Origin of the sequence: Williamsia herbipolensis (genome assembly GCF_036153515.1) — a bacterium.
In the GTDB taxonomy this organism is placed as follows: Bacteria; Actinomycetota; Actinomycetes; order Mycobacteriales; family Mycobacteriaceae; genus Williamsia_A; species Williamsia_A herbipolensis.
In genome coordinates this window covers 2,804,914-2,829,209 of the sequence record NZ_CP108021.1, presented here as the reverse complement: position 1 = coordinate 2,829,209, position 24,296 = coordinate 2,804,914, and the positions used below count along the sequence as shown (strand labels likewise).

Annotated in this window: 24 protein-coding genes; 13 read left to right on the top strand and 11 right to left on the bottom strand. The window is 68.5% G+C overall.

The annotated features are described in order from the left end of the window. Positions 1 to 10 precede the first annotated feature (10 nt). Together OG579_RS12745 and OG579_RS12740 are read right to left on the bottom strand one after the other, a co-directional pair. Positions 11 to 2,173, bottom strand: a complete 2,163-nt coding sequence (locus tag OG579_RS12745) for a transglycosylase domain-containing protein (protein ID WP_408068674.1) — start codon at positions 2,171 to 2,173, stop codon at positions 11 to 13. 113 nt (positions 2,174 to 2,286) lie between these two features. After that, complete coding sequence (locus tag OG579_RS12740; RefSeq protein WP_045824842.1) at positions 2,287 to 2,691, bottom strand: DUF5318 family protein; 405 nt, start codon at positions 2,689 to 2,691, stop codon at positions 2,287 to 2,289. Positions 2,692 to 2,909: 218 nt separating this feature from the next. Between OG579_RS12740 and OG579_RS12735 the strand changes: the two genes are divergently transcribed. The 4 genes from OG579_RS12735 to OG579_RS12720 all read left to right on the top strand — a co-directional run bounded on the left by OG579_RS12735 (position 2,910) and on the right by OG579_RS12720 (position 6,210). After that, the gene (locus OG579_RS12735) at positions 2,910 to 3,506 is read left to right on the top strand and encodes a PadR family transcriptional regulator (RefSeq protein ID WP_045824843.1); all 597 of its coding nucleotides are present in this window, start codon (positions 2,910 to 2,912) and stop codon (positions 3,504 to 3,506) included. After that, the gene (locus OG579_RS12730; RefSeq protein WP_045824844.1) at positions 3,499 to 4,596 is read left to right on the top strand and encodes an inositol-3-phosphate synthase; all 1,098 of its coding nucleotides are present in this window, start codon (positions 3,499 to 3,501) and stop codon (positions 4,594 to 4,596) included. Before OG579_RS12735 ends, OG579_RS12730 begins: the two co-directional genes overlap by 8 nt. Positions 4,597 to 4,727: 131 nt before the next feature. Then, positions 4,728 to 5,282, top strand: coding sequence for a dihydrofolate reductase family protein (locus OG579_RS12725; protein WP_328856223.1), 555 nt, complete (start codon positions 4,728 to 4,730; stop codon positions 5,280 to 5,282). A 4-nt stretch (positions 5,283 to 5,286) separates the two neighbouring features. After that, positions 5,287 to 6,210, top strand: coding sequence for an NADP-dependent oxidoreductase (locus OG579_RS12720; protein ID WP_328856222.1), 924 nt, complete (start codon positions 5,287 to 5,289; stop codon positions 6,208 to 6,210). A 72-nt stretch (positions 6,211 to 6,282) separates the two neighbouring features. On the opposite strand, the gene OG579_RS12715 is transcribed toward OG579_RS12720, so the two are convergent. Further along, on the bottom strand, positions 6,283 to 7,542 hold the full coding sequence (locus OG579_RS12715; RefSeq protein ID WP_328856221.1) for a lipase family protein: 1,260 nt from the start codon (positions 7,540 to 7,542) through the stop codon (positions 6,283 to 6,285). Positions 7,543 to 7,615: 73 nt separating this feature from the next. Next, positions 7,616 to 8,866: a DNA polymerase IV gene (dinB, locus tag OG579_RS12710; protein WP_328856220.1), complete on the bottom strand. Its 1,251-nt coding sequence runs from the start codon at positions 8,864 to 8,866 to the stop codon at positions 7,616 to 7,618. A gap of 87 nt (positions 8,867 to 8,953) precedes the next feature. Here dinB and OG579_RS12705 point away from each other — a divergent pair, with 87 nt between their 5' ends. From OG579_RS12705 to OG579_RS12695, 3 genes are all read left to right on the top strand, one after another. After that, entirely contained in the window at positions 8,954 to 9,763 is an 810-nt protein-coding gene (locus tag OG579_RS12705) for an LLM class F420-dependent oxidoreductase (RefSeq protein WP_328856219.1), read from the top strand. Next, a complete protein-coding gene (locus tag OG579_RS12700) occupies positions 9,760 to 10,149 on the top strand; it encodes a thiol-disulfide oxidoreductase DCC family protein (protein ID WP_328856218.1) in 390 nt (129 codons plus the stop codon). The genes OG579_RS12705 and OG579_RS12700 overlap by 4 nt, the downstream gene beginning before the upstream one ends. 112 nt (positions 10,150 to 10,261) lie before the next feature. Next, positions 10,262 to 12,346, top strand: coding sequence for a PhoX family protein (locus OG579_RS12695; RefSeq protein WP_328856217.1), 2,085 nt, complete (start codon positions 10,262 to 10,264; stop codon positions 12,344 to 12,346). 15 nt (positions 12,347 to 12,361) lie between these two features. Here the strand turns inward: OG579_RS12695 and OG579_RS12690 are convergent, their stop codons facing one another. After that, on the bottom strand, positions 12,362 to 12,739 hold the full coding sequence (locus OG579_RS12690) for a hypothetical protein (RefSeq protein ID WP_328856216.1): 378 nt from the start codon (positions 12,737 to 12,739) through the stop codon (positions 12,362 to 12,364). A gap of 153 nt (positions 12,740 to 12,892) precedes the next feature. On the opposite strand from OG579_RS12690, the gene OG579_RS12685 reads away from it, so the two are divergent. Further along, on the top strand, positions 12,893 to 14,050 hold the full coding sequence (locus tag OG579_RS12685) for an acyl-CoA dehydrogenase family protein (protein ID WP_328856215.1): 1,158 nt from the start codon (positions 12,893 to 12,895) through the stop codon (positions 14,048 to 14,050). Positions 14,051 to 14,062: 12 nt separating this feature from the next. Here OG579_RS12685 and OG579_RS12680 read toward each other — a convergent pair whose 3' ends face one another. From OG579_RS12680 to ggh, 4 genes are all read right to left on the bottom strand, one after another. After that, entirely contained in the window at positions 14,063 to 14,389 is a 327-nt protein-coding gene (locus OG579_RS12680) for a hypothetical protein (protein WP_328856214.1), read from the bottom strand. Positions 14,390 to 14,437: 48 nt separating this feature from the next. Further along, on the bottom strand, positions 14,438 to 15,451 hold the full coding sequence (locus OG579_RS12675) for a hemolysin family protein (protein WP_328856213.1): 1,014 nt from the start codon (positions 15,449 to 15,451) through the stop codon (positions 14,438 to 14,440). Then, positions 15,448 to 16,842, bottom strand: coding sequence for a hemolysin family protein (locus OG579_RS12670; RefSeq protein ID WP_328859234.1), 1,395 nt, complete (start codon positions 16,840 to 16,842; stop codon positions 15,448 to 15,450). Before OG579_RS12670 ends, OG579_RS12675 begins: the two co-directional genes overlap by 4 nt. 83 nt (positions 16,843 to 16,925) lie before the next feature. Then, the gene (gene ggh, locus OG579_RS12665; RefSeq protein ID WP_328859233.1) at positions 16,926 to 18,266 is read right to left on the bottom strand and encodes a glucosylglycerate hydrolase; all 1,341 of its coding nucleotides are present in this window, start codon (positions 18,264 to 18,266) and stop codon (positions 16,926 to 16,928) included. Positions 18,267 to 18,369: 103 nt separating this feature from the next. Between ggh and OG579_RS12660 the strand changes: the two genes are divergently transcribed. From OG579_RS12660 to OG579_RS12650, 3 genes are all read left to right on the top strand, one after another. Then, positions 18,370 to 19,068: a YceI family protein gene (locus OG579_RS12660; RefSeq protein WP_045824875.1), complete on the top strand. Its 699-nt coding sequence runs from the start codon at positions 18,370 to 18,372 to the stop codon at positions 19,066 to 19,068. Between the two features lie 100 nt (positions 19,069 to 19,168). Next, the gene (locus OG579_RS12655; protein ID WP_052689127.1) at positions 19,169 to 19,795 is read left to right on the top strand and encodes a TetR/AcrR family transcriptional regulator; all 627 of its coding nucleotides are present in this window, start codon (positions 19,169 to 19,171) and stop codon (positions 19,793 to 19,795) included. A 34-nt stretch (positions 19,796 to 19,829) separates the two neighbouring features. Then, complete coding sequence (locus tag OG579_RS12650; RefSeq protein ID WP_328856212.1) at positions 19,830 to 20,507, top strand: SDR family oxidoreductase; 678 nt, start codon at positions 19,830 to 19,832, stop codon at positions 20,505 to 20,507. A gap of 25 nt (positions 20,508 to 20,532) precedes the next feature. Here OG579_RS12650 and OG579_RS12645 read toward each other — a convergent pair whose 3' ends face one another. Further along, a complete protein-coding gene (locus OG579_RS12645; RefSeq protein ID WP_045824856.1) occupies positions 20,533 to 20,904 on the bottom strand; it encodes a nuclear transport factor 2 family protein in 372 nt (123 codons plus the stop codon). Positions 20,905 to 21,066: 162 nt separating this feature from the next. Here OG579_RS12645 and OG579_RS12640 point away from each other — a divergent pair, with 162 nt between their 5' ends. Together OG579_RS12640 and OG579_RS12635 are read left to right on the top strand one after the other, a co-directional pair. Beyond that, positions 21,067 to 22,173, top strand: coding sequence for a GGDEF domain-containing protein (locus OG579_RS12640; RefSeq protein ID WP_150116644.1), 1,107 nt, complete (start codon positions 21,067 to 21,069; stop codon positions 22,171 to 22,173). 53 nt (positions 22,174 to 22,226) lie between these two features. Beyond that, a complete protein-coding gene (locus OG579_RS12635; RefSeq protein WP_328856211.1) occupies positions 22,227 to 23,372 on the top strand; it encodes a GGDEF domain-containing protein in 1,146 nt (381 codons plus the stop codon). Between the two features lie 3 nt (positions 23,373 to 23,375). On the opposite strand, the gene OG579_RS12630 is transcribed toward OG579_RS12635, so the two are convergent. After that, positions 23,376 to 24,245 (bottom strand): LLM class F420-dependent oxidoreductase, encoded by an 870-nt coding sequence (locus OG579_RS12630; protein ID WP_328856210.1) that lies wholly within the window; start codon positions 24,243 to 24,245, stop codon positions 23,376 to 23,378. Positions 24,246 to 24,296 lie beyond the last annotated feature (51 nt).

The window sequence follows — 24,296 nt, the reverse complement described above, 5'->3', positions numbered from 1 at the left end:
CGGTGACCCGTCAGGGCCCGTTACCGGCGCCGGCGGGATCCTGCGGTGTCGGGGTGATCACGGTCTCGGTCGGCGGACCGGGGAGCGGGATCGTGACACCGGGGGCCAGCGTGGCCGACGGCGGCGCGAAGGTGGTGACCGGCGCCTCCGGTTCGGTGGTCTCGCTGTCCTGTTCCCGCGACCGGCGCGTGGCGGTGGTGCGCGGCGCCTCCTCGGGGACGCCGGCGACGCCACCGATGGCGGCCGGTGTCGGGAACTGTTCGATCGGCTCGTCGGCCAACGCCCCGTCCATCGCGGCCTGCCAGATGTCCGACGGCAGGCCCGATCCGTAGACGATCGCGCCGTTGTAGTTCTTCAACGCGACACCGGCGTCGGTACCGACCCACACCGCGGTCGAGAGCTGCGGGGTGTAGCCGACCATCCAGGCGTCCTTGTTCTGGCCGGTGTCGCCGAGCTGGGTGGTGCCGGTCTTGGCCGCCGACGGCCGCTGACCGTCGTCGAGGGAGTGACCGTTGGAGTACGCCGCGATCGGCTGCATCGCGGCGGTGGTGTTGTTGGCCACCGCAGCGGAGAAGCGACGCTCGCCGCTGTCGTTCTTGCGCTCGTAGAGCACCGTCCCGTCGGAGGTCTCGACCTTCTGCACGAAGTGCGGTGCGTGATAGACGCCCTGGTTGGCCAGGGTGGCGTACGCCGAGGCCATGTCGATCACCCGCGAGGGGTACTGGCCGAGCACCACGCCACCCTCGACGCCGGTGCCGTCGGTGTTCTGCAGCGTCTTCTTGATGTCGCCGAAGCTCTCGGCGACGCCGGCCTGGTGTGCGGCGTCGGCCACGGCCTGGGCCTGTCCGTCGAGATCCATCATCAGGCGGTAGTAGACGGTGTTGAGCGACATCTTCAACGCGGTCGCGAGGTTGCACGAGCCGCAGCTCTCGCCGTCGGAGTTGGTGACGGTGAGGCCACCGGGCGCGTCGAACGGCGCCGAGGAGTACACCTTCGACAGCGGCACGCCCTGTTCGAGCGCCGCGATCAGCGCGAACACCTTGAACGACGAACCGGTCTGCAGTGCAGCCTGCGCGTAGTCGTAGCCCTGACCGTTGTTGCCGCCGAAGTAGCCCTTCACCGCGCCGGTGTTCGGATCGATCGACACGACCGCGTCGCGGACGTTGTTCGGCTCACCCTCGAGTTGGCCGTTGGCCGCCGAGACGACCGACCGCTGCACCTTCGGGTCGATGGTGGTGGTGATCTTCAGACCCTCGGTCTGGACGTCCTGCTCGGAGATGTTCAACGAGCTGAGCTCGGCGAGCACCTGCTGCTTGATGAGCCCGTTCGGTCCGGTCGTGGTCGTGCCCGAGGAGTCGCGCGGGGCGGCGACCTTCGGGTACTGCAGCGTCGCCTCGTCACTCGGGGTGAGTGCACCGATGGTGACCATGCCGTCGAGGACGTAGCGCCAGCGCGCCTGCGCGGCCGCCAGATTGGTCGCCGGGTCGTAGAAGGACGGCGACCGGATCGACGACGCGAGCACCGCGGCCTCGGGCACGTTGATCTGGGTGATGTCCTTGTTGAAGTACGCCCGCGCCGCCGCGGAGATGCCGTAGGCACCACGACCGAAGTAGATGGTGTTGAGGTAGGCGGCCATGATGTCGTTCTTGGTCCACTCGTTGGACATCTTGGTCGCGATCGCCAGTTCCTTGAACTTGCGGGTGTAGCTGCGCTCGTCGCCGACGAGCGCGTTCTTCACGTACTGCTGGGTGATGGTCGATCCGCCGCCGGCGTCGTCGTTGTTGGTGATCTGACCGATCACCGCACGCGCCAGACCGGTGGGCGAGAACCCCGCGTTGGTGCGGAACTGCCGGTCCTCGGCCGCGATGACGGCGTCCTGCACGGCCTTGGGGATCTTGTCGATCGTGACGTCGGTGCGGTTGCCCTCCGGCGGCACGATGCGGGCGATCTCGCCGCCGTTGGCGTTGAGGATCGTGGCGACCTGGTTCTGCTTGATCGAGTCGGGACCGGGCACCGAGGCGCCAAGGTAGGTGAAGAGGAACACCACGGCCATCACCACGACCCCGAGGGGCACCAGGCTGCCGAGGATTCCGAGGGTCCATGCCACGACATTCAGCCGCGAGCGCTTCTTCTCGCGGACCGTGCGCGGCTGGGCGCCAGTTCCGTTGCTCACAACACCGTCTCCATACTCATAGTTCGAGCCCGCCACCGACGTCGGGGCGGGCAGGTCGCCGCGGTCGTCCCGCGGCGGTCACATCGTTCGGGTCACCGTGGCCGTTTCCGGCGTCACTCGCCGGTACCGGCCACCCGCCGCGACCGGCGGGCGCGCGGTCGTACGGGCAGCCCGGCAACGAAGGACTGCACCAGGTGGTTCCACCGGCAGCTCCGGCAGACCTCCACCACGTGGACCGAGAACTCCTCGGTGCTCGCGGCCAGGCGCGTGATCTCCTCGGTCGACCGGGCCGAGCCGTTGACGGTACCCATCTTGTCCCCGAACACCCAGGAGACCAAGGTCAGCTGCTCCTTGCGGCACACCGGGCACAGCACGGTGCTGGGGCGGCCGTGGAACTTGGCGGCACGCAACAGATACGGGTCCGCGTCGCACACCGCGCCGACGGCGGTCCGTCCGGCGTAGACCTCGGACAGCAGGGATCTGCGCTGCAGCGCGTAATCCACCGTCTGTCTCTGCACAAGCACGATCTCAAGAGTACGTGCAGCCGCGCGGCTGCCCACGGGTTCGGGTGCACCCGGCCACGAGGCCGGCACGACCCTTGCCGGACACCCGCACACCCGGTCGCGGTAAACCCCAGTTCACACGCGGTTTCCTATCCCGATTATATCGGCGCGATACATTGCGGGTAGTGTCAGTGCCACACGTTCGTTCGACAGGTCGGGAAAGGGGTCACGCAATGCTCGAGTTGGCGGTGTTGGGTCTGCTCCTCGAGGCACCCATGCATGGCTACGAGCTGCGCAAGCGCCTCACCGGACTGCTGGGCGCATTTCGCGCCTTCTCCTACGGTTCGCTGTATCCGACACTCCGCCGGATGCAGACCGACGGCCTCATCGAAGAGGACGCCGGACCGCAGGGAACTCTCAAGCGACGTGCGCGCAGGGTCTACAAGATGACCCCCGCGGGACGGGAACGTTTCGCCGAACTGGTCGCCGACACCGGTCCGCAGAACTACACCGACGACGGCTTCGGGGTGCATCTCGCATTCTTCAGCCGCACGCCGGCCGTGGCTCGCATGCGGATTCTCGAGGGTCGTCGACGCCAGGTCGAGGAACGCCGTGAAGGACTGCGTGAGGCGGTGGGCCGGTCCAACCGGGCCGTCGACCGCTACACACGACAGCTCCACCAGCTGAGCCTGGAGTCCAGCGAACGCGAGGTCCGCTGGCTCAACGAGCTCATCGCCGCCGAATCGGCGGCCGAGCCCGATTCCCAGCTGCTCGAACCGGATACAACATCAGTTTCACCACAGAAAGAAGGAGATCCCGACCATGGGTGACACAAACTCAGTCCGCGTGGCCATTGTGGGTGTGGGTAACTGCGCCTCATCCCTGGTCCAGGGCGTGCAGTACTACAAGGACGCCGACGAGACCGCCACGGTCCCCGGCCTCATGCACGTGACCTTCGGCAAGTACCACGTCCGCGACGTCGAGTTCGTCGCCGCGTTCGACGTGGACGCCAAGAAGGTCGGCTTCGACCTCTCCGAGGCGATCTTCGCCTCGGAGAACAACACCATCAAGTTCGCCGATGTCGAGCCCACCGGCGTGACCGTGCAGCGCGGCCACACCCTCGACGGCCTGGGCAAGTACTACCGCCAGACCATCACCGAGGCCGACGGCGAGGGCGGCGACGTCGTGCAGGCGCTCAAGGACAACAAGGTCGACGTCCTCGTGTCCTACCTGCCCGTCGGATCCGAGCAGGCCGACAAGTTCTACGCGCAGTGCTGCATCGACGCGGGCGTCGCCTTCGTCAACGCCCTGCCGGTGTTCATCGCCTCCGACCCCGAGTGGGCCGAGAAGTTCCGCGCCGCGGGCGTGCCCATCGTCGGCGACGACATCAAGAGCCAGGTCGGTGCCACCATCACCCACCGCGTCATGGCGAAGCTGTTCGAGGACCGCGGTGTCGCGCTCGACCGCACCTACCAGCTCAACGTCGGCGGGAACATGGACTTCAAGAACATGCTCGAGCGTGAGCGTCTGGAGTCGAAGAAGGTCTCGAAGACCCAGGCCGTCACCTCGAACCTGCACGGTTCGTTGGCCAACAAGATCGAGGACAAGAACGTCCACATCGGTCCCTCGGACCACGTCGCGTGGCTCGACGACCGCAAGTGGGCCTACGTGCGCCTCGAGGGTCGTGCCTTCGGCGACGTGCCCCTGAACCTCGAGTACAAGCTCGAGGTCTGGGACTCGCCCAACTCGGCGGGCATCATCATCGACGCCGTGCGGGCGGCCAAGATCGCGCTCGACCGCGGCCTCGGCGGACCCATCCTCCCGGCCTCGGCCTACCTCATGAAGAGCCCCCCGGAGCAGCTCGCCGACGACGTCGCGCGCACCCAGCTCGAGGAGTTCATCATCGGAGCCGATTCCTGACGAGCAGAATCGGGATCGGAGCCGACGCCTGATCTGATCTCTGCTCGCAGCGAGCCCGTACCCGTACTCCGGGTGCGGGCTCGCCTGCGTTCTGCGGCGTGTCGAGGCATGATCCGCGCGAGACTGGGCGAATGCGCCCGCTCCTCTACTCGATCAACGTCACGCTCGACGGATGCTGCGACCATCGCGGCATCACCCCCGACGCCGAACTCCACCGGCGCGCCGCCGAGAGGCTGGCGCAGGCCGACGCGCTGCTGTTCGGTCGCGTCACCTACGAGATGATGGAATCGGCGTTCCGCGGCCCCGACGATGACACCGACCCGTTCGCCGCGGTCATCGATCCCGCGAAGAAGTACGTCGTCTCGTCGACGTTGTCGAGCGTGGACTGGAACGCCGAGCTGATCCGCGGCGACCTCGCCGAGGCGGTGACCGCACTCAAGGACGAGCCCGGCGACGGTATCTACCTGGGCGGCGTGATGCTGCCGATGGCGCTCGCCGAACTGGGGCTCATCGACGAATACGAATTTGTGGTGCACCCTCGTGTCGCGGGACACGGGCCGCGCCTGTTCGACGGTCTGCGCACACCGCTCGATCTGGAATGGGTGGGGCGTCAGGAGTACGAGTCGGGCGCCGTCGCGATGCGGTACGTACCGCGACAAGAACCCGAATTACAGGACAGGGGCTGACACCATGACCGCGAAGCGATGGGAAGCACACGGCGGCGGCGGCCTCGACGACTTCCGCTTCGTCGATCACGCGGTGCCGCAACCGGACTCGGGTCAGGTGACCATCGACGTCCGGGCCGCGGGCGTCAATCCCGCCGATCTGAAACACACGATGCGCGACGGCGCGCAGTTCCCGTTGCCGGTCGGGTACGAGGTCGCGGGCGTGATCTCGGCGATCGGTCCGGACACCGAGATCGGTTCGGGGCCGGTGTCGCTGGGCGACGAGGTGCTCGCCTTCCGCATCCGGGGCGGCTATGCGACCGCTATCACCGTCCCCGCACGTGACGTGTTCGCCAAGCCGGCGTCGGTGCCCTTCGAGAAGGCGGCCAACCTCCTGTTGGCCGGGACCACCGCGGCGGAGATGCTCGATGTGGTCGGCGCCGCCGAGGGTGAGACGGTGCTCCTGCACGGCGCGTCCGGCGCCGTGGGTGTCGCGGTGTGCCAACTCGCCCGCGCGCGGGGGATCGCCGTCATCGGCACGGCCGGCGAGTCCGGGGCCGAGCGCGTCCGCCGGTTCGGTGGTGTCGCGGTCGCCTATGGCGACGGCCTGCTCGATCGGGTCCGGGAGATCGGTCCGGTCGATGCCGCGCTCGACGCCGCGGGCACCGACGAGGCGTTCGACGTCTCGGCCGCGCTGGTCGACCCCGACCGGTTCGTCACCGTGGTGAACATGCCGCGTGCCGAGCGGGAGGGCCTGCGCGCCATCGCCGGCGCCATGCCGGCCAGTGCAGCGTTCCGCGATGCCGTTCGCGCCGAACTCATCGCGATGGCCGGTCGCGGCGATCTCGACGTACCGATCGCGCGCACCGTTCCGCTGGCCGACGCCGTCGACGCCCTGGCCTTCGTCATGGACGGCCACCCCGGCGGCAAGGTCGCCCTGATCCCCTGACCGTGTGACGCACGACGGCGCCGAGCCCCTCGGTCGAGGGGTCGGCGCCGTCGGCGTCGCCTGTATCCGCGATCAGTTCGGCGAGTTGAACCGATCGAAGAGGAACTTGTAGGCAGGCACGGTGCTGAACAGGTACGGCAGAGCGTGGTTCAGCGCCAGCCGCGACAGGATCGGCGGGGTGCGGTCGGTCGAGACGACGACGTTCGCCCCCTTCGATCGCCAGCTGTTGACCATCGTCATCACCTGGGCGTTCGGGATGATGTCGTCGTTGACGCCCGTCTCGACGAGCACCGGCGCGCTCGGCTTGAGCTTCCCGATCAGCTGATCGTCGAGCGCCTTCTGGATCACCGGGTACTTCTGCGAGATCTGGAACAGCGACTGCTTCGAGGTGGTCCATTCGCTGGTGTTCCGGAAGCCATAGCGGAAGAAGGTGTCGCCGATGCAGTCGGTCGACAGGGTCTTCAGGATCTGCCGGCCGGCCGGGCTCGCCTCACGGTCGATGATCGGCCCCAGCTCGGGGTAGCGGGCCACGAGACCGTTGATGGTGTAGCCGATCACCCCCACGATCGACGTCCCGTCGACCTTCTTCAACACGCTCTCCAGATCGGCAGGAGGCGCACCCGCGTAGGTGCCCTTGACGTTCAGCTCGGGCGCGTAGGTCGACGCCATCTCCGCGGCCGACGCAGTGGCTCCACCACCCTGCGAGTACCCCCAGAACCCGATGGGCGAGTTCTTCGGCAGCTTCGCGAAGTTGAGGACCGCTCGTGCGCCGTCGAGGACGGCGTGCCCCTCCTCGACCCGGTTCACGTAGGTGTGGACGCCCGGCGTCCCGAGACCGATGTAATCGGTCATCATGATCCGGTAGCCCTGGTACAGAAGCAGATTGGCGAAAAGGCCCTCGTAGTTGATTCCGAGGGAGGGCTTGGCGAGGTCGATGGAGACCGGCAGGCCGAACAACTTCGACGGGGCGCACTGATCGCCCTGGCCGATGGTGCCGGGTGCCATGACCACGGTCGGCCGCGGCCCCTTGCCGCGCCACGGCGCGAAGGGCTCGATGACCGTCCCGGTGACCGCGGTCGGTGAGCCATCCTGCAGCTTCGAGGTGTACATGATGGTGCTGCCGTTGCCGGGGAACGCGCGGGGCACGCCCGGGATCTGGAGGAACAGCGGCGTCCCTCGCGACTTGATGACCGAGCCGGGCTCCGACGAATAGTTCGACGGCGGCGTGTAGAACGTGTCTCCGGGAGCGGCGGACGCGGTTCCCGTGGCGACGGTCCCGACACCGGCGACGAGGGTGATCGCAACGGCGATCGCGCGTAGTTGTGACTTCACGCACTCACCATAGGGCACTGCAACGCGTTCTTGTTACTGCCGGGTACGAGTTGGAGAGCCCCACAATCACCGGTCAGTCCGGCAGTTTCGGCACCTCACCGTGATCGGCCCGCCCGAGCAACACACCACGGGTGAGTGCGCCGGCACCGAAACGCTCGCGGAGGCCGTCGACGGCGGCGTCGAGCGCCGACGTGTCGAGGGTGACCTGGGCGCCGCTGGTGGTTTCCCGGTGCTTCTCCTGCTCGCCGAACGGCAAGGCCAACTGCACCGAGTCGGCATCGTCGAGGTTGGCCAGGGAGATGCCGATCAGGGTGCACCCGCGTTCGGTGAGGAGATCGGACGCGTCCGCGAGCAGCCGTCGGGCGCCGACCATGATGATCTGTGTCGAGGCCGTCGCCTCATCGAGCGTGTGTGAGCGCGTCGCGCGGGTGAAGTCGTCGAATCGCAACCGCAGCACCAGGGTTCGGCACACCCGGTTCGCGTGGCGGAGGCGGCGGCCCAACCGGTCGACGATGGCGACGACCGTCGCCTCGAGGTCACTCATCGCATGGGGCCCTCGCCCGATGGCCCGTTGGGATCCGATCGAGTGGCGGCGCTTGCCGACGTGGACCGGCCGCGGGTCGCGCGCCAGCGACAGCGCGTAGAGGTGCGCGCCCGCCGATCGGCCGACCACCGAGCCCAGCATCTCGTGACCCATGTCGGCGATGTCGCCGACGGTGTGGACGCCGCTGTCGTGCAGCTTCGCCGCGGTCACCGTGCCCACGCCCCACAGCCGTTCGACGGGCAGCGGGTGCAGGAACTCCAGTTCGGCGTGCGGGGCGACCTCGAGCAGTCCGTCGGGTTTCGCGACCGCGCTGGCCACCTTGGCGAGGAACTTGGTACGGGCGATGCCGACGGTGATCGGCAACCCGACCTCGGCGGCCACGCGGTGACGGAGCCTTCGGCCGATCTCCACGGGGGTCCCGCTGATCCGACGGAGACCGCCGACATCGAGGAACGCCTCGTCGATCGAGATGCCCTCGACCAACGGAGTCGTGTCGTGGAAGACGTCGAACACCGCGCGGCTGGCCTCGGTGTAGGCATCGAACCGTGGCGGGACGACCACCGCGTGCGGACACAGTCGCAACGCGGCACTGCCACCCATCGGGGTACGGATGCCGAAGGCCTTCGCCTCGTAACTCGCGGCGAGCACCACCCCGCCGCCGACGACCACCGGGCGACCACGCAGTCGTGGGTCGTCGCGCTGCTCGACCGAGGCGTAGAACGAGTCGAGGTCGGCGTGCAGGATCGACGCCGCACCGTCGGTCGAGACACGCTCCCTCACGAACACATGTTCGCACCCGGCACCGACACCCGGGCCCGGGTCGCGCGATCAGCGGCGCGCTGATGGCGGAGCCGGTATGACTGAAGCATGGCAAACAAGGTGCGCATCGGTGTCCAGCTCCAGCCACAACACTTCAGCGACTACTCGCAGATCCGCGACGCGGTACGCCGCGCCGAGGACATCGGGGTCGACGTCGCCTTCAACTGGGATCACTTCTTCCCGCTCTACGGCGACCCCGAGGGTTCGCATCTCGAGTGCTGGACGATGCTCGCGGCGTGGGCCGAGCAGACCTCGAACATCGAGATCGGCGCCCTGGTGACGTGCAACAGCTACCGCAATCCCGAGCTGCTCGCCGACATGGCCCGCACGGTCGACCACATCTCCGGCGGCCGGCTCATCCTGGGCATCGGTTCGGGCTGGTTCGAGCGTGACTACACCGAGTACGGCTACGAGTTCGGCACGGCCGGTTCGCGATTGAACGCTCTCGGTGACGCCCTGCCCCGCATCGTCGACCGGTGGTCGAAGCTGAACCCGGCGCCCACCCGCGAGATCCCGATCCTCATCGGCGGCGGTGGCGAGAAGAAGACCCTCAAGCACGTCGCGCGCTACGCACACACGTGGCACTACTTCGTCGACCCGGAGTCCTACCGCCACAAGTCGGGCGTGCTCGAGGCGCACTGCGCCGACATCGGCCGCGACCCGTCCGAGATCGAGCATTCCGCCGGCGTCGAGTTCGACCCGAAGGCCGCGCTCGCCGAGGGCCTGAAGGGTGTCGTCGAGCGGGCTGAGCAACTGCACGCCGAGGGCGTCACGTTCTTCACCGTCGGCGTCGGCGGCCCCGACTACGAACTCGCACCGGTCGCCGAACTCTGCCGCTGGCGCGACTCGTTGACGTGAGCCCGACACCGGGAGTCCTCTACTTCGACGGCGACTGCGGCATGTGCACGCGCGCCCGAGACCTGTTGCAGCGACTCAATCGGACCGGGAGGGTGCGCACCGAACCCCTGCAGTCGCCGGGTACCGCCGATCGTGTCGGCGCCACCGAGGACTCGCTGATGGAATCGGTCTGGTGGCTGGGCGACGACGGCACCGTGTACTCCGCGGCCGAGGCCGCCAACGCCGCGGTCGCGGCGGCCATCGGGACGTCGATACCTCTGCGCGTCTACCGGATCCCCGGCGTGCACCAGGTGCAGGAGGCGGCCTACCGCTGGGTGGCCACCCACCGTCAGTACTTTCCGGGCGTCACCCCGCACTGCCAGGAGGCCCCCGGCGACTGCCGCTGAGGCTGTCGCCAGGCACTTTGCCATCCATTTACCTTCGTAACGGGATCTCTTTACCTGGGCTGCGTAGCGTTCTGCCGTCCCACCCATCCCCCACAGCCCTGGGAGAGTTTCCGTGGTCCGCATCGCGCTGCCCCTGTTCACCCCTGCCTCCTCTGCACCCGGTTCGTCGAGTCGCGCGCATGTGACCTGCCAGTACAAGTGCGGTGACGCGTGCTTCCATGAGCCCGGCAACAGCAGCGACAACGAGTACTTCGGCGACGTCGTCCGGTCGATGGTGTCGCGACGGTCGGTGCTGAAGGGCACGGCGACCGCCGCGATCGGTCTCGGTGCCGCGTCGGCGCTCGCCGCCTGCGGTGACGACGGCGGTTCGGCGACACCGGCACCCTCGACGCCGCCGGTCACCGGGACTGGGACCGGTGACGGTATGAACTTCGCCGCGGTGGCCCCCAACACCACCGACGCCGTCGTGGTCCCGGCCGGCTATGAGCAGTCGGTGGTGATCCGGTGGGGCGACCCGGTGATCCCCGGGGCTCCCGAATTCGACTTCACCGCACAGACTCCGGAGGCGCAGGAGAAGCAGTTCGGCTTCAACAACGACTTCGCCGGTCTCATCGCGATAGACGGTGAGCCCAACCGGTTCTATCTGGTGTGCAACCAGGAGTACACGACCGAAGAGTTCATGTTCGCCGGCTACACGGCGAAGAACCCGACCGAGAACCAGGCGCGTGTGTCGATGGCGGCGCACGGGATCACCGTGGTCGAGGTGGCCGCCGAATCGGGTAGCGGGAAGCTGACCCCGGTGGTGGGCAAACGCAATCGGCGCATCACCGCGAGCACGCCGTTCACCCTCACCGGCCCCGCCGCGGGCAGCGAGTTCGTGAAGACCTCCGCCGATCCGGCCGGGACCACGATCCTGGGCACCATCGCGAACTGTTCGGGCGGTCTCACGCCCTGGGGCACGATGCTCTCCGGCGAGGAGAACTACAACAACTACTTCGCCGGCGCCGACGGCATCACCGACAAGGCCACCAGGGATCGACTCGACCGGTACAGCTTCGCCGACGAGTCGGACTACCACCAGTGGGGGCGCTACGAACAGCGCTTCGACCTGTCGAAGAATCCCAACGAGGCCAACCGGTTCGGCTACATCGTGGAGGTCAACCCGCACGATCCGTCGTCGACGCCGATCAAGCACTCCTCGATGGGACGGCTCAAGCACGAATCGGCGAACATCTTCGTCACCTCCGACGGCACCGTCGTCGCCTACACCGGTGACGACGAGCGCTTCGAGTACATCTACAAGTTCGTCTCGAGCCGCAAGATCCGTTCGGGCAGCGGCAATTCGGCGATACGGGACAACATGCGCATCCTCGAGGTCGGCACCCTCTATGTCGCGAAGCTGACCGGGGACTCCCCGCAGAGCATCGACGGCTCGGGGAAGTTGCCCGCCGACGGCAAGTTCGCCGGTTCGGGCACGTGGCTCCCGCTGATGACGGTGAACGAGGACGGGACGTCGGAGTCGCGGATCGACGATATGACCGCCGCCGAGGTCGCGGTGTTCACCCGCGTCGCCGCCGACAAGGCCGGTGCCACCAAGATGGATCGTCCCGAGGACATCGAACCCCACCCCAAGACCGGAAAGGTGTACTGCGCGTTGACCAACAACACCAAGCGCGGTACCGAGGGCAAGGCGGCGGCCGACGAGGCGAACCCGCGCAACGAGAACAAGAACGGCCAGATCATCGAGTTCACCGACGATCACGCCGGTACCGCGTTCACCTGGGAGTTGCTGCTGGTCTGCGGCGATCCCGCCGCGGCCGACACCTACTACGGCGGGTTCGACAAGACGAAGGTCAGCCCCATCTCGTGCCCCGACAACGTCGCCTTCGATCCGCACGGCAACCTGTGGATCTCGACCGACGGCAACGCGTTGAAGAGCAACGACGGGCTGTTCGCCGTCGCGCTCGAGGGTGCGAATCGCGGTGAGACCAAGCAGTTCCTCACCGTGCCCAAGGGTGCCGAGACGTGCGGGCCGATCATCACCGAGGACCGCATCATCGTGTGCGTCCAGCATCCGGGTGAGACCGATGACGCCAGTGCCGACGCGCCCGCATCGAACTGGCCCGACGGCGGCTCGGCCCAACCGCGACCGTCGGTGGTCGCGGTGTGGAAGACCGGCGGCAAGATCGGCGTGTGACCCGCGGGCGGGCCGTCAGCGCGCCGGGGTCTCGCGTCGCGAGAGTGCGGCGAGCGAGGACACGACCCCGGCACCGTTGATGACCGCCCACGCGATGTTGCCGGGTCTGCCCGAACGGAGCGCGGCGACAGCGTGATTCGTTCCGAACAGCGCGGACAGCACGGTGAGACCACGGAGCTGGGCGCGGATCGGATCGCTGTCGCCGGCGACGATGGCGCCACCGGCGACGAGCGTGCCGAGGTTCCATATCGCGATCTCGCGCTGCCACCCGGCGTTGACGCCCCACGCGGTGGTCTCGGCGAACTTCTCCGGGAACACGCCCTGCACGACGAGCGCGGCGGCGGTGCCCGCCAACCAGGTCGCGGTGGCGGTTCGGACAGTCGGCAGATACACGGTTCCCCCTCGCATGCTCGTGGATCAGATGGGCCTGACGATACAACTGCGCCCGCGGCGACCGTAGGACTCAGACGGCCCCCGATTCCGGTTAGCATCGATTAACCGATTGCTCGTGCATCGGAGTCCGCGAACCCGAGGGGGCAGCCCGCCATGACCACCACCGACTTCGACCTGTTCGCACTCCCCGAGGAGCACGTCGCGCTCCGCGAGGCCATCCGGGATCTGTCCGAGAAGCAGATCGCGCCCCATGCCGCCGAGGTCGACGAGGACTCCCGCTACCCCGACGAGGCGCTGGCGGCACTGAGCGCGGCGGGCTTCGCCGCTCTGCACGTCCCCGACGAGTTCGGCGGCCAAGGCGCCGACGGGGTCGCGGTGTGCATCGCGATCGAGGAGGTCGCTCGCGTCTGCGCGGCGTCGTCGATGATCCCGATCGCCAACAAGCTGGGTACCACCGGTCTCATCCTCCGCGGCTCCGACGACCTGAAGAACCAGGTGCTGCCGTCGGTCGCGTCGGGCGACGCCATCGCCGCCTACGCCTTGTCGGAGCGGGAGGCGGGCAGCGACGCCGCGGCCATGCGGACCCGTGCGCGCGCCGACGGTGACGGCTGGGTACTCGACGGCGCCAAGTGCTGGATCACCAACGGCGGCAAGGCCTCCTGGTACACCGTGATGGCGGTGACCGACCCCGACAAGGGCGCCAACGGGATCTCGTCGTTCATGGTGCGCGCCGATGACGAAGGGTTCGTGGTCGGGCCGAAGGAACGCAAGATGGGCCTGCACGGCTCGCCGACCGCCGAGATCTATTTCGAGAAGTGTCGTATCCCGGGCGACCGGATCATCGGTGAACCCGGCACCGGGTTCAAGACCGCACTCACCACGCTGGATCACACCCGCCCGACGATCGGTGCGCAGGCCGTCGGCATCGCGCAGGGCGCACTCGACGCCACCATCGCCTACGTCAAGGACCGCAAGCAGTTCGGTAAGGCCATCGCCCAGTTCCAGGGCGTCGAGTTCATGATCGCCGACATGGCGATGAAGATCGAGGCCGCGCGTCTGCTGGTCTACTCCGCCGCCGCCCGCGCCGAACGCGGCGAGTCGGCGTTGGCCTTCCAGGCGTCGGCGTCGAAGTGTTTCGCCTCCGATGTCGCCATGGAGGTCACCACCAATGCCGTGCAGCTCTTCGGCGGCGCCGGCTACACCCGCGACTTCCCGGTGGAGCGGATGATGCGTGACGCCAAGATCACCCAGATCTACGAGGGCACCAACCAGATCCAGCGAGTGGTGATGGCGCGCGCACTGCTGCGCTGACGACTCTTCCGCTCAGAAGCAGAACTCGCCGGGGTTATAGGCAACCGCGGCGACGACCACGACTGCCACGATGACCGCGAGCAGAGCGGCGGCGATCGTCAGCCGAGTCCGTCGGTATCCCGCGAACACGAGAAACGGGCTCGCCCACACGGCGACGGTCGCGATCACCCACCACACTCCCGATGCGGACGCACGTGGTTCACCGCCGTCGCAACTGGAGTCCGCTGCGAGGAGTACCCCGATGACCACACAGGGGTAGGCCAACAGCGTCCACCCCGCGACCACGCCGACGAAGGCCAGGGCTCGCCACACCGTCCGCGTCTCGATCCAGATCTCCATGCGGTCGAGACTGCCCCGCAGCGTCGGCCGTCGAATCGGGGAAACTACTCAGGCGGCCGGCGTCGCGGGCAGGAGGCGGTCGACGACGTCGGTGAGGGTGACGATCCCACGCACCGCGTCGCCCTCGGGTGACCGCACGATCGCGAGGTGCGTGCGGGATTCGCGCATGGTGCGCAGCACCTGGTGCACCGGTTCGGCGGCGTCGACCCAGAGCGGCGAGCGCATGATGTCACCGGCCGTGGAGCCCTCGGGTGCGGTGAGCCCGTCGCGCACGTGCACCACGCCGACGATCTTGCCCGCCGCCCACACCAGCAGCCGCAGATGCCCGGTGGTGTGTGCCGCCGAACGGATCTCGGAGATCGGCGACCCGACGTCGACGGTGGCGGGCACCGATTCGCCCACGATGTCGCCGACGGTGAGGCGTTCGATCTCCAGGGCACTGATGAGACGTCCGTGGTAGCGCTCGTCGAGTGTGCCCACGGTGCCGGAGTGCTCCACCAGGTGCCGGAGCCCGTCGGTGTCCTGGGTGCCGTCGGTCTGGTCGACCGGCTCGACACCGACACGTCGCAGGCACCAGTTGGCCGCGGAGTTCAGGGCGACGAGCAGCGGGCGGGTGAACCACATGAAGCCGCGCATCGGGATCGCGAGCAGCGTCGCCGACCGCTCCGGGTGGGCGATGGCCCAGGACTTCGGTGCCATCTCACCGACCACCAGGTGCAGGAAGGTCACGATGATCAGCGCGAGCACGAACCCGATGACGTCGGCGATCCACAGTGGGGCACCGAGACTCTCGAACTGCGGCGTGAGCCAGTAGTGGACAGCGGGTTTGGTGACGGCGCCCAGCGCCAGGGTGCACACGGTGATGCCGAGCTGCGAACCGGCGAGCAGCACCGACAGGTCCGATGCGCTGCGCAGGGCGGCCCGGGCGGCGCGGGAGTCGACCGCCGCGTCCTCCAGACGGTGGCGCCGAGCCGCGATCAACGCGAACTCGATCGCCACGAAGAACGCGCTGGCGGCGATCAGACCGACGGTCACCGCAACGAGTACCCAGGGATTGCTCATCGTGTCGTCTCCATGCTGCCGGTCTGGTCGGCGTCGTCGGTGTCGTCGCGCACGACGAGCCGGGCGTGGACCCGGGCCGGGACCATGCGTTCGACGGCGACCACGGTGACGGCCAGCTCGCGCACCGGGGGAACGTCGTCGTGGACGAGATCGGCCGCGTCGCCGGGTAGTTCGATCTCCACGGTGCTGCCGCACTCCGGGAAGCCCCCCGCGGCGTGGATCGCGGCGCCGGCCAGGGTCTCGTAATCGCCTGCGGGCAGGCGGTATCCGATGATGCGCTCCACCTCGTCGATGGGCATCCCGCCGGGTAGCGACCATCCGTCAGACGGCGAGCCGGTGATCTGCACGGGGTGGTCGGCATCGTGCTCGTCGGCGATGTCACCGACGAGTTCCTCGGCGATGTCCTCCACGGTGACGATGCCGGCGAAGCCGCCGTACTCGTCGATCACCATCGCCATCTCCGCGTCGGCGCCGTCGAGCGTCGTGAGCACCGCGGGCAGCGGCAGCGTCGTCGGCACCATGACCGCGGGTCGGAGATGATCACCGGCGACGCCGTGGGGTTCGTCGACCAGCAGGTCGTGCAGGGTGATGACACCGCGCAGGTCGTCGGGGCGATCGCCGATCACCGGGTACCGCGTGTGACCGGTGCCCATCCGCCGCAGCACGGTCGCGACATCCTCGTCGGCGGAGACGGTGCCGACCCGCGACCGCGGGACCATCGCGTGGACCGCGGTGCGTCCGGGGAAGTCGAGGATGCGGTCGAGCAGCGCCGAGAGGTCCGGTGCGAGTTCTCCGGTGGCGCGCGACTCGGCGACGATGTGGGCGAGGTCGCGGGGGGTCGCCGAGTGCTCGACGTCGTGGACCGGCTTGATGCCGAGGACCCTCAGCAACACGTTCGACGACTGGTCGAACAGCCAGATGAGCCAGCCGAACATCGACAGGTACAGCGTGGTCGACCGGGCGAGCCACTTCGCGACGGGCTCGGGACGGGCGATGGCCAGGTTCTTCGGGAACAGCTCACCGAACAGCATCTGCACCAGAGTCGACAGGACGACCGCGACCACGGTGCCGATCGCGACACCGATGGCCGCGCCGAACCCGATACCGCCGAGCAGCTCACCGACCCCCTCGCCGATCAGGGGCTCGGCGACGTACCCGACGAGCAGTCCGGTCACGGTGATGCCGAGCTGAGCGCCGGACAGCATGAACGAGGTGCGGCGGGTCACGCCGAGTGCGCGCTGTGCGGCACGATCACCGGCGGCCGCGGCCGCCTTCAGTCGCGACCGGTCGACCGCCATGTAGGCGAACTCCTGCGCGACGAAATACCCGGTGAACGCGGTGATGATGAGCACCACCACGATGCCGGCGAGGATTCCCAGGATCGTCACGATTGTTCTACGAGCGACCTCGGGTAAAAGTTCCTTTACCCTTCATCGGCCCGCCGCGCCACCATCGACTCGACCGCGTCGGGATCTCAGTCGAGCCAGTCGAGCACCGCGGCCGCGGTCCAGCTCTGCTGCATGCTGCCCAGCGGTTCGCCGGTGAACGGTTCGTAGTACTCCGCGAACGACCCGTCCTGCGCCTGCCGCAGGCCCTCCTCGCGCAGACGCGCCGACTTCTCGGGCCACCCCCGTCGGGCGAACGCCCACGAGAACAGCCACGTCATCACCGGCCACACCGGCCCGCGCCAGTACTCGCGCGGCTTGAAGTCCGCGGCGATCGGCGAGTTCGAGGGCGGCACCGCATATTTGAGGTCCGGATGGCCGCAGAAGCGCGGCCCCTCGAACATCCGCATCAGCGCCCGCTCCCGTTCCCGTGGCAATCCGCCGCACAGCAACGGCGCGAACGACGCGATCGTCTCGGTGTTGATCCATCGACCCGCGCGCAGATCGAAATCGCGCGCGGCACCGGTGCGCTCGCTGGTCGCCGCGACGACGCCGGCGCGGAACCGGTCGGCCCACGCCCGCAGGTCGCGGACGTCCGAGCGGGGTTTCGAGTAGTCCTCACCGATCGTGGCCAACACGTCGCACGCGACGGCGAAGATGGCGCTGACGAAGACGTCCTCGACGGCGAAACTCATCACCGACGGCAGCAGGGCGTCGTCGTAGTTCACCCGCTTCATCTGTTCGACGAGCCAGAGGTAGCGGTCGTACTCCAGGTCGGTCGGACGCATCGTCAGGTCGGCGACATGGAGGAGATCGGCGCGGGTGTACGGCGGTAGGTCGGCGCCGGGAACGACGTTGCCGTAGGCGGCATCCCACCGAGGCGAGTTGTCCATGCCCGATTCCCACCCGTGGAACAGCGTTATCCGTCCACGTCCCTGCGGATCACGCGCGTGGGCGAGCCACCGGTGCCACCGCATCAGGTTCCCCCATCGGCGGTCGATGAACTCGTTGGCGGCCTGTCGGGTGGTCCGTCCACGCCGGCGCGACTGATCGAGGATGCGTTGCACCGCGATCGCGTGGACCGGGGGCTGGGTGATGCCGGAGGTGTCCGCCGTCGTCGGTGCGTGCTTCGCGAGGCGGGCGACCTCCCAGCGCGCCGGTCCCGGGAAGTAGCCGTCGCGGCCCCCTGCGAAGACGATGTGCGGGATCATCCCGTTCGACCACTGCGCCGAGAGCAGGGTGTCGAGTTCGACGACGGCGCGTTCGACGCTGAGCGGTGCCAGCCCGACGGCGACGAATGCGGCGTCCCAACTCCACATGTGGGGATAGAGCCTCGGTGCGGCGCTGGTCATCGTGCCCAGGTCGTTGCCACGCAACAGGTATGCCGCGCGCGCCGACAGCTGGGTCGGGGTGAAGCCGAGGTTCGCCACCTCGCACATTCTGCCCGGACTCATCGCCCGCTCGCTCGTCACACACCGCTCACAGGTTGCTTAGGTAAGGTTTGCCACACCCGAAACGACGGATGTGAGCACGATGAAGAAGAAGCTGCTGTGGGCCGCCGGGATCGTGGTGGTGATCGCGATCGTCGCGTTCGCGGCCGGACCGTGGGTCTACAAGAACTGGATCGTCACCGACGCCGACGCCGAGCTCGCGTTGCCGTCGCAGACCCAGGGCGCCACCGTGGACGTCGCCGGCAACTGGAGCGTGGTTGCGGGCCCGAGCACCGACGACGCGCGCACCCAGGCCGGATACCGCGTCGACGAGGTGCTCCGCGGGGAGAACATCACCGTCAACGGGCGCACGACAGAGGTGTCCGGCGGCATCACCGTCACCGGGAGCACCCTCCAATCGGGCACCATCACCGTCGACGTCGCCTCCATCCGCAGCCCGGATTCGTCCCGCGACAACCGATTCCGGGGCACCAACATCATGGACACCGCCGCACACCCCACCGCGACGTTCACCATCACCCGGCCCGTCGACATCTCCGGCGTCCCGGCCTCGGGCGCCCGCGCGACGGTGTCGGCGACGGGCACCATGACCATCAAGGGCGTCGAGCGTCCGGTCACCACCGACCTCGCCGTCGCCCGTTCGGGATCGTCGGTGATCGTGCAGGGCTCGATCCCGGTCACGTGGTCCGACTACGGGGTCGAGGCGCCGTCGATCGGCAGCTTCGTGACTGTGGACAAAACGGGCAGCATCGAGTTCCTGGTCAATCTGTCCAGGTCATGACCGTCCGCGTCACCGTTGTCGAGGCCGAGGTCTCGGTAGCGTGGGCGCGATCAGCGACCGTTGCCGACGGCCGCCCACCGGCACCTGAGAGAGGACATCCGTGACCGTCACGCCTGACGCCGACCCCACCGACACCCGACGAACCGGCTACCGGCGTCGACTGATGGACGGCATGGCCGAGGCGTTGGCGGCGTCGCCGTATCGCGACGTCACGATCGGCGACGTCGTGAAACGGGCACACACCTCGCGTCGCACCTTCTATGAGGAGTTCCGCGATCGCGACGACTGCTACTTCGCGCTGTTGCGCTCGGTGCACTCGGTGATGCTGGCCGAGGTCGCCGCCGCCGTCGATCCGCGATCGGGCTGGGAGGAGCAGATCCGCCAGGCCGTCACCGCCTACTTCACCGCGGTGGCCGCACACCCCGCGGTGATCCGCAGTTGGGTACGCGAACTGCCGTCGCTCGGCGATCCCGCGGTCACCCTCGCGAGCCGCCCCCGCGACGAGTTCATCAACCTGCTCGTCGGACTCAGCGCCACCGACGAGATGCGCACCGCCGGATTCCACCCGCTGTCGGTCGACACGGCCCGATTCCTGGTCGGCGGGGTCGAGGAGATGACGGCGCTCGTCGTCGAGGACAACCGCCCCGTCGCCGAGATCGTCGAGGTCGCCGTCGAGGCGGTGACCGCCGTCGTGGGGTTGGCGCGCACGCAGACCGCCGACGCCTGACCGCACGCCCCGCAGCCGTGCCTATCGTGGGCGCATGCCCACCGCCCTCATCACCGGTGCGAGCCGCGGCCTCGGTGCCGCCATCGCACGCGCCCTCGCCCCCACCCATGACCTCCTGCTCGGCGGTCGCCCCTCGGCCGAACTCGACGATCTCGCCATGGAGCTCGAGGGGTCGTCGACGTGGTCGGTGGAGCTGACCGACCACGACGAGGTCGAGGCCGCCACCGAGGCGATCACCTCGCTCGATGTCCTCGTCCACAACGCCGGGGTGGGCGGCATCTCCCCGGTCGAGGAGACGCCGGCCGAGGAGTACCGCCGCATCATGGAGGTCAACTTCATCGCGGCCGCGGAGCTGACACGACTGCTGCTGCCCGCGCTGCGCGAGGTGGACGGGCACATCGTGTTCGTGAACTCCGGCGCGGGCCGCACCGCCCGTCCGGGCTGGAGCGCCTACGCCGCGAGCAAGTTCGCTCTGCGCGCCTTCTCGGAGTCGCTGCGCGAGGAGGAACCCGACCTCCGGGTCACCTCGGTGTTCCCCGGTCGCATCGACACCGACATGCAGCGCGAACTCGTCGACATCGAGGGCGGCGAGTACGACGCCACCCGGTTCCTCGCGCCGCAGACCGTCGCCGCGGCGGTGGCGCAGGCGATCGCCACACCGCGCGACGCGCATCCCACCGAGATCGTGCTGCGCCCCACCGGCCGCCGCTGACGCCCGGTCCGGATCGGGCGACGGGTCAGATCTGCTTGAGGTCGGATGCGGGGTCCCACACCGCCCGCATGCTGACGACGCGACCCTCGTCGTCGAACCGCATGATGTCGACCGGGGTGACCTCGAACTTCGCGTCGCCCGCGGCGGTCACCAGGGAGAACTCGAACACCGCGGTGTCGCCGGCGATACGCATCCACTTCAATTCGGTGGAGCGTTCGAGCTGTGCGATGACGCCGTAGAACTCGAGCAGCGCCTCCCGGGTCGACTTGATGTCGCTGCCGATCGGATCCTCCACCGTCGCCGAGTCCGCGTAGAGGTCGACGACCTGTTCGGCGGTCCCCGATCCGACCAGCTCCACGTACGCCTTCACCGCATTCGCGATCTGCTCGCTGCTCATCGATCACCCTTCGTCGAAACTAGAACGTGTTCTACCTTTGCGAGCAGAGTAGATCACCGACCGCCCCGATTCGACCCGATCCGCCCTCGGGGATGCCCTCCGACCGCGACTGCTTCGTGTTAAGAGCCCCAAAAGACCACGACGTCGTAGACAATCGTGGTCGTGCCGACAAACCGTGGGGGATCGCTGTCGGGGGGACCGATAGATCCGGGTGGGCGCGCCCGTGCGTTGTCGACCGGGATCGCGGCATTGTGCCTGCTCGCCGCGGTGGGCTGGACCGTCGCCGCCACCGCCCCCGGCGGTCCCGATTCGGGGCTGCGCGTGATCGGTGCGGTCGCCGCGATCGTCATCGCCGTCGCCGCCACCGCGCTCTGGGCGACCCGCCGGTTGACGTCGGGTCGCGCGCTCCTCGCGTTCATCGTCGTCGCCGACCTCGCCACCCTGGTCGCGGCGCTGTCCCCGGCCGACCCGCGGGTCGGTCTCGCGGCCACCATCACGCTGGTGTTCCTGGGGACGTTCACGGCGGCCTTCTCGGTCAGCGTCGTGGTGTACGGCCAGGCAGCGGCGTCGGCGGCGATCGTCGTGATCACGGCGGTGGTGGGCGTCTCGCAGTCCGCGGCGTCCGCCGGCGATCTGGCACCCTTCGCCGTCGAGGCGGCGGTGGCCGCCATCGTCTTGCCGCTGATACTGCATCATGGGTTCGCGGTGGCCGGGAACAGGCACCTGACCCAGAGAGGTGAGCCGATGCGCGATCCACTGACCGAAGTCCTCACACGACACGGTCTGTACTCCGCTGCGTCGACCGGTCTGACGGCCCTCAATCGCAAGGATTACCTCGTGGTGGTCCGTGTGCACCTCGACCAGTTCCACGACATCGCGGTCGGTGACGGACACGAGCGCGGCGAGCAGGTCCTCAAGCGGGTCGCGGGTCGGCTCGCGCAAGGCGTGCGAGGTGGCGACTTCGTCGCCCGCACCGGCGACGCCGAGTTCTCGGCCCTGGCCGGCGTCACCCACGAGGGCGTCGAGATCTTCTCGAACCGCTTCCGCGAGCTCGTCTTCGACGTCGACGACCCGGTGCCCGTGAGCGCCAGCGTCGGCGTCGCGTTCACGCCGACGCCGATCGACGCGGCCGATGTGCAGACCCCGATCGATGACCTGCTGCACCGTGCCGGTGTCGCGATGCAGTCCGCGCAGGACGCCGGCGGCGATCGCGTGGAGATCGACTGGAGTGCCGTTCCTCCGGTGGTCGCCGGTGGTCCGGACGCGTGACCGACCGCTGAATCACCTCGATCGGGGGCATCGCACGGCGTAGCGTGCATCGGGTGCGCAACGCCGTGGGGGAGATGTGCCGCACCGTCGTGCATCTGGCTGCAGCGGCCTGGCGAGAGCCCGACCGTTTCCAGTGGTTCTCCGACTACCTCGAGATGCACGGCCTACGCGGATTCGTTCGCATCGCCGTCGCGTTCACCACCGTCCTCATCTCGAGCATCCCGTTCATCAACATGGCCAGCCCCGACGGGGCGACCGACCCCGTGCGCTACGCCACCGCCACCGTCGCCGGTGTCGGTGGCACCGCTCTCGCACTGATGTGGGTGACGACGTCGTGGCCCGATCGACGCAGGTCCATCGCGTTCGTCGCAGCCGCCGACGTGCTCATCGCCCTCGGCACCGTCAGCGACAGCGCCCCGCTCGCCGGGCTGGCCGGCGCGACGGTCTTCGCCGTGATCGGTGGCTACTGCGCGTTCTTCCACGGGACCCGTGTCCTCGTGACACACGTCGCCGCGGTGGTGCTGGTGACCCTCGCCCTGGCCGTCATGACCGCCCTCGCCGGCGATCCGGCGATGGCGGTGAGCAAGGGCATCGTGGTGCTGCTCGCCAACATGGTCATCCCGGTGACCTCCCAGATCCTTCTCGGCATGCTCAGCTCTGACTCGGTGGAGTCGCGCCTGGATCCACTGACGCAGTTGCCGAATCGACGCGGCCTCGAGCAGGCGGTGTCGTCGGTGGGCCGCTATCGGCCGCGGGTATCCGACGACGTCGTGGTCGCGATCGTGCTGGACCTCGACGCCTTCAAACGCGTGAACGACGCCCGCGGACACGAATGCGGAGACCTCGTTCTCGCCGAGACGGCACGCCGGCTCGCTGCGGCCATCGCCGACACCGACATCCCCTGCCGGATGGGCGGCGAGGAGTTCGTCGTGGTGGGCCGGCGACCACTGCGCGAGGTGGCCGTGCTGGCCGAGCGCATCCGCTCGGCCGTGCTCGCGCCGAACCAGGGCCTGCGCGTGACGGCGAGCGTCGGGGTCGCCTGGGCCGACGCCGAGTCGATGTCGGCCGACAGCGCCGAGACGGTGGTCGAGAACCTCATCCGGTCGGCCGACCGCGCGATGTACGACGCCAAACGCTCTGGAGGCAACCGGGTGCGCCTGCACACCGACACCGACGATGCCGGCTCGTGCGCGGGCTGAGAGTCAGATCGCGTCGAGCCTCGGCTTGACCTGCTGCACAACCGATTCGACCCATCCGGCCGGGTCGTCGGACGCGGGCCCGACGAACACCTGACCGACACCCAGCGCGGCGTATCGCTCCATCTCGGCGAGGAACGCGTCGGTGTCGGTGAGGGGATCGGTGGCGGTGATGATGGTGCGCAGGATCGTCGAGGGATCGCGGTCCTCGGTGGCGCAGTGGCCGTCGAGCACATCGATCTTGTGGCGTACCTCGTCGACACCGGTCGCGAAGAGGTTGCACATGTCGGCATATCGGGCCACGAGACGCAACGTCTTCTTCTCGCCGCTGCCACCGATCATCAACGGGGGTCCCGGCTGCGACAGAGTCGGCGGGTTGTTGAGCGTCTCGGCGAGGCGATAGTGGGTGCCTTCGTACGGGCCGGCGTCGGCGCTCCACATCTGCCGACAGATCTCGATCGTCTCCTCGAGACGCTCGAACCGCTCCGCGGTCGACGGATAGGGCACCCCGAGACCGTGGTGTTCCCTTTCGTACCAGGCCGCGCCCACGCCGAGGAGCGCGCGCCCCTGCGACAGCACGTCGAGTGTCGCCACCGTCTTGGCGAGCAGCCCGGGGTGTCGGTAGGTGACGCCGGTGACGAGGGTGCCCAGCTGGATCCGTTCGGTCTGACCGGCGAGGAAGTTCAGCACCGAATAGCCCTCGAGCATCGGCTCGTCCGGTCCGCCGAGGTTCTCCATCTGGAACCAGTGGTCCATCACGGTCAGTGTCTCGATGCCGCCCTGATCGGCCGCGCGCGCCGCGGCCGCCAGTGCCGGGCCCAGTGCAGCCGGTCCGCCGGGCAGGGTCATGTTCGCGAGATGGACAGCGAGTTTCACTTCGGGGCTCCGGACGTCGACGCGGTGGGTGCCACCCCCACTGTGCCATCG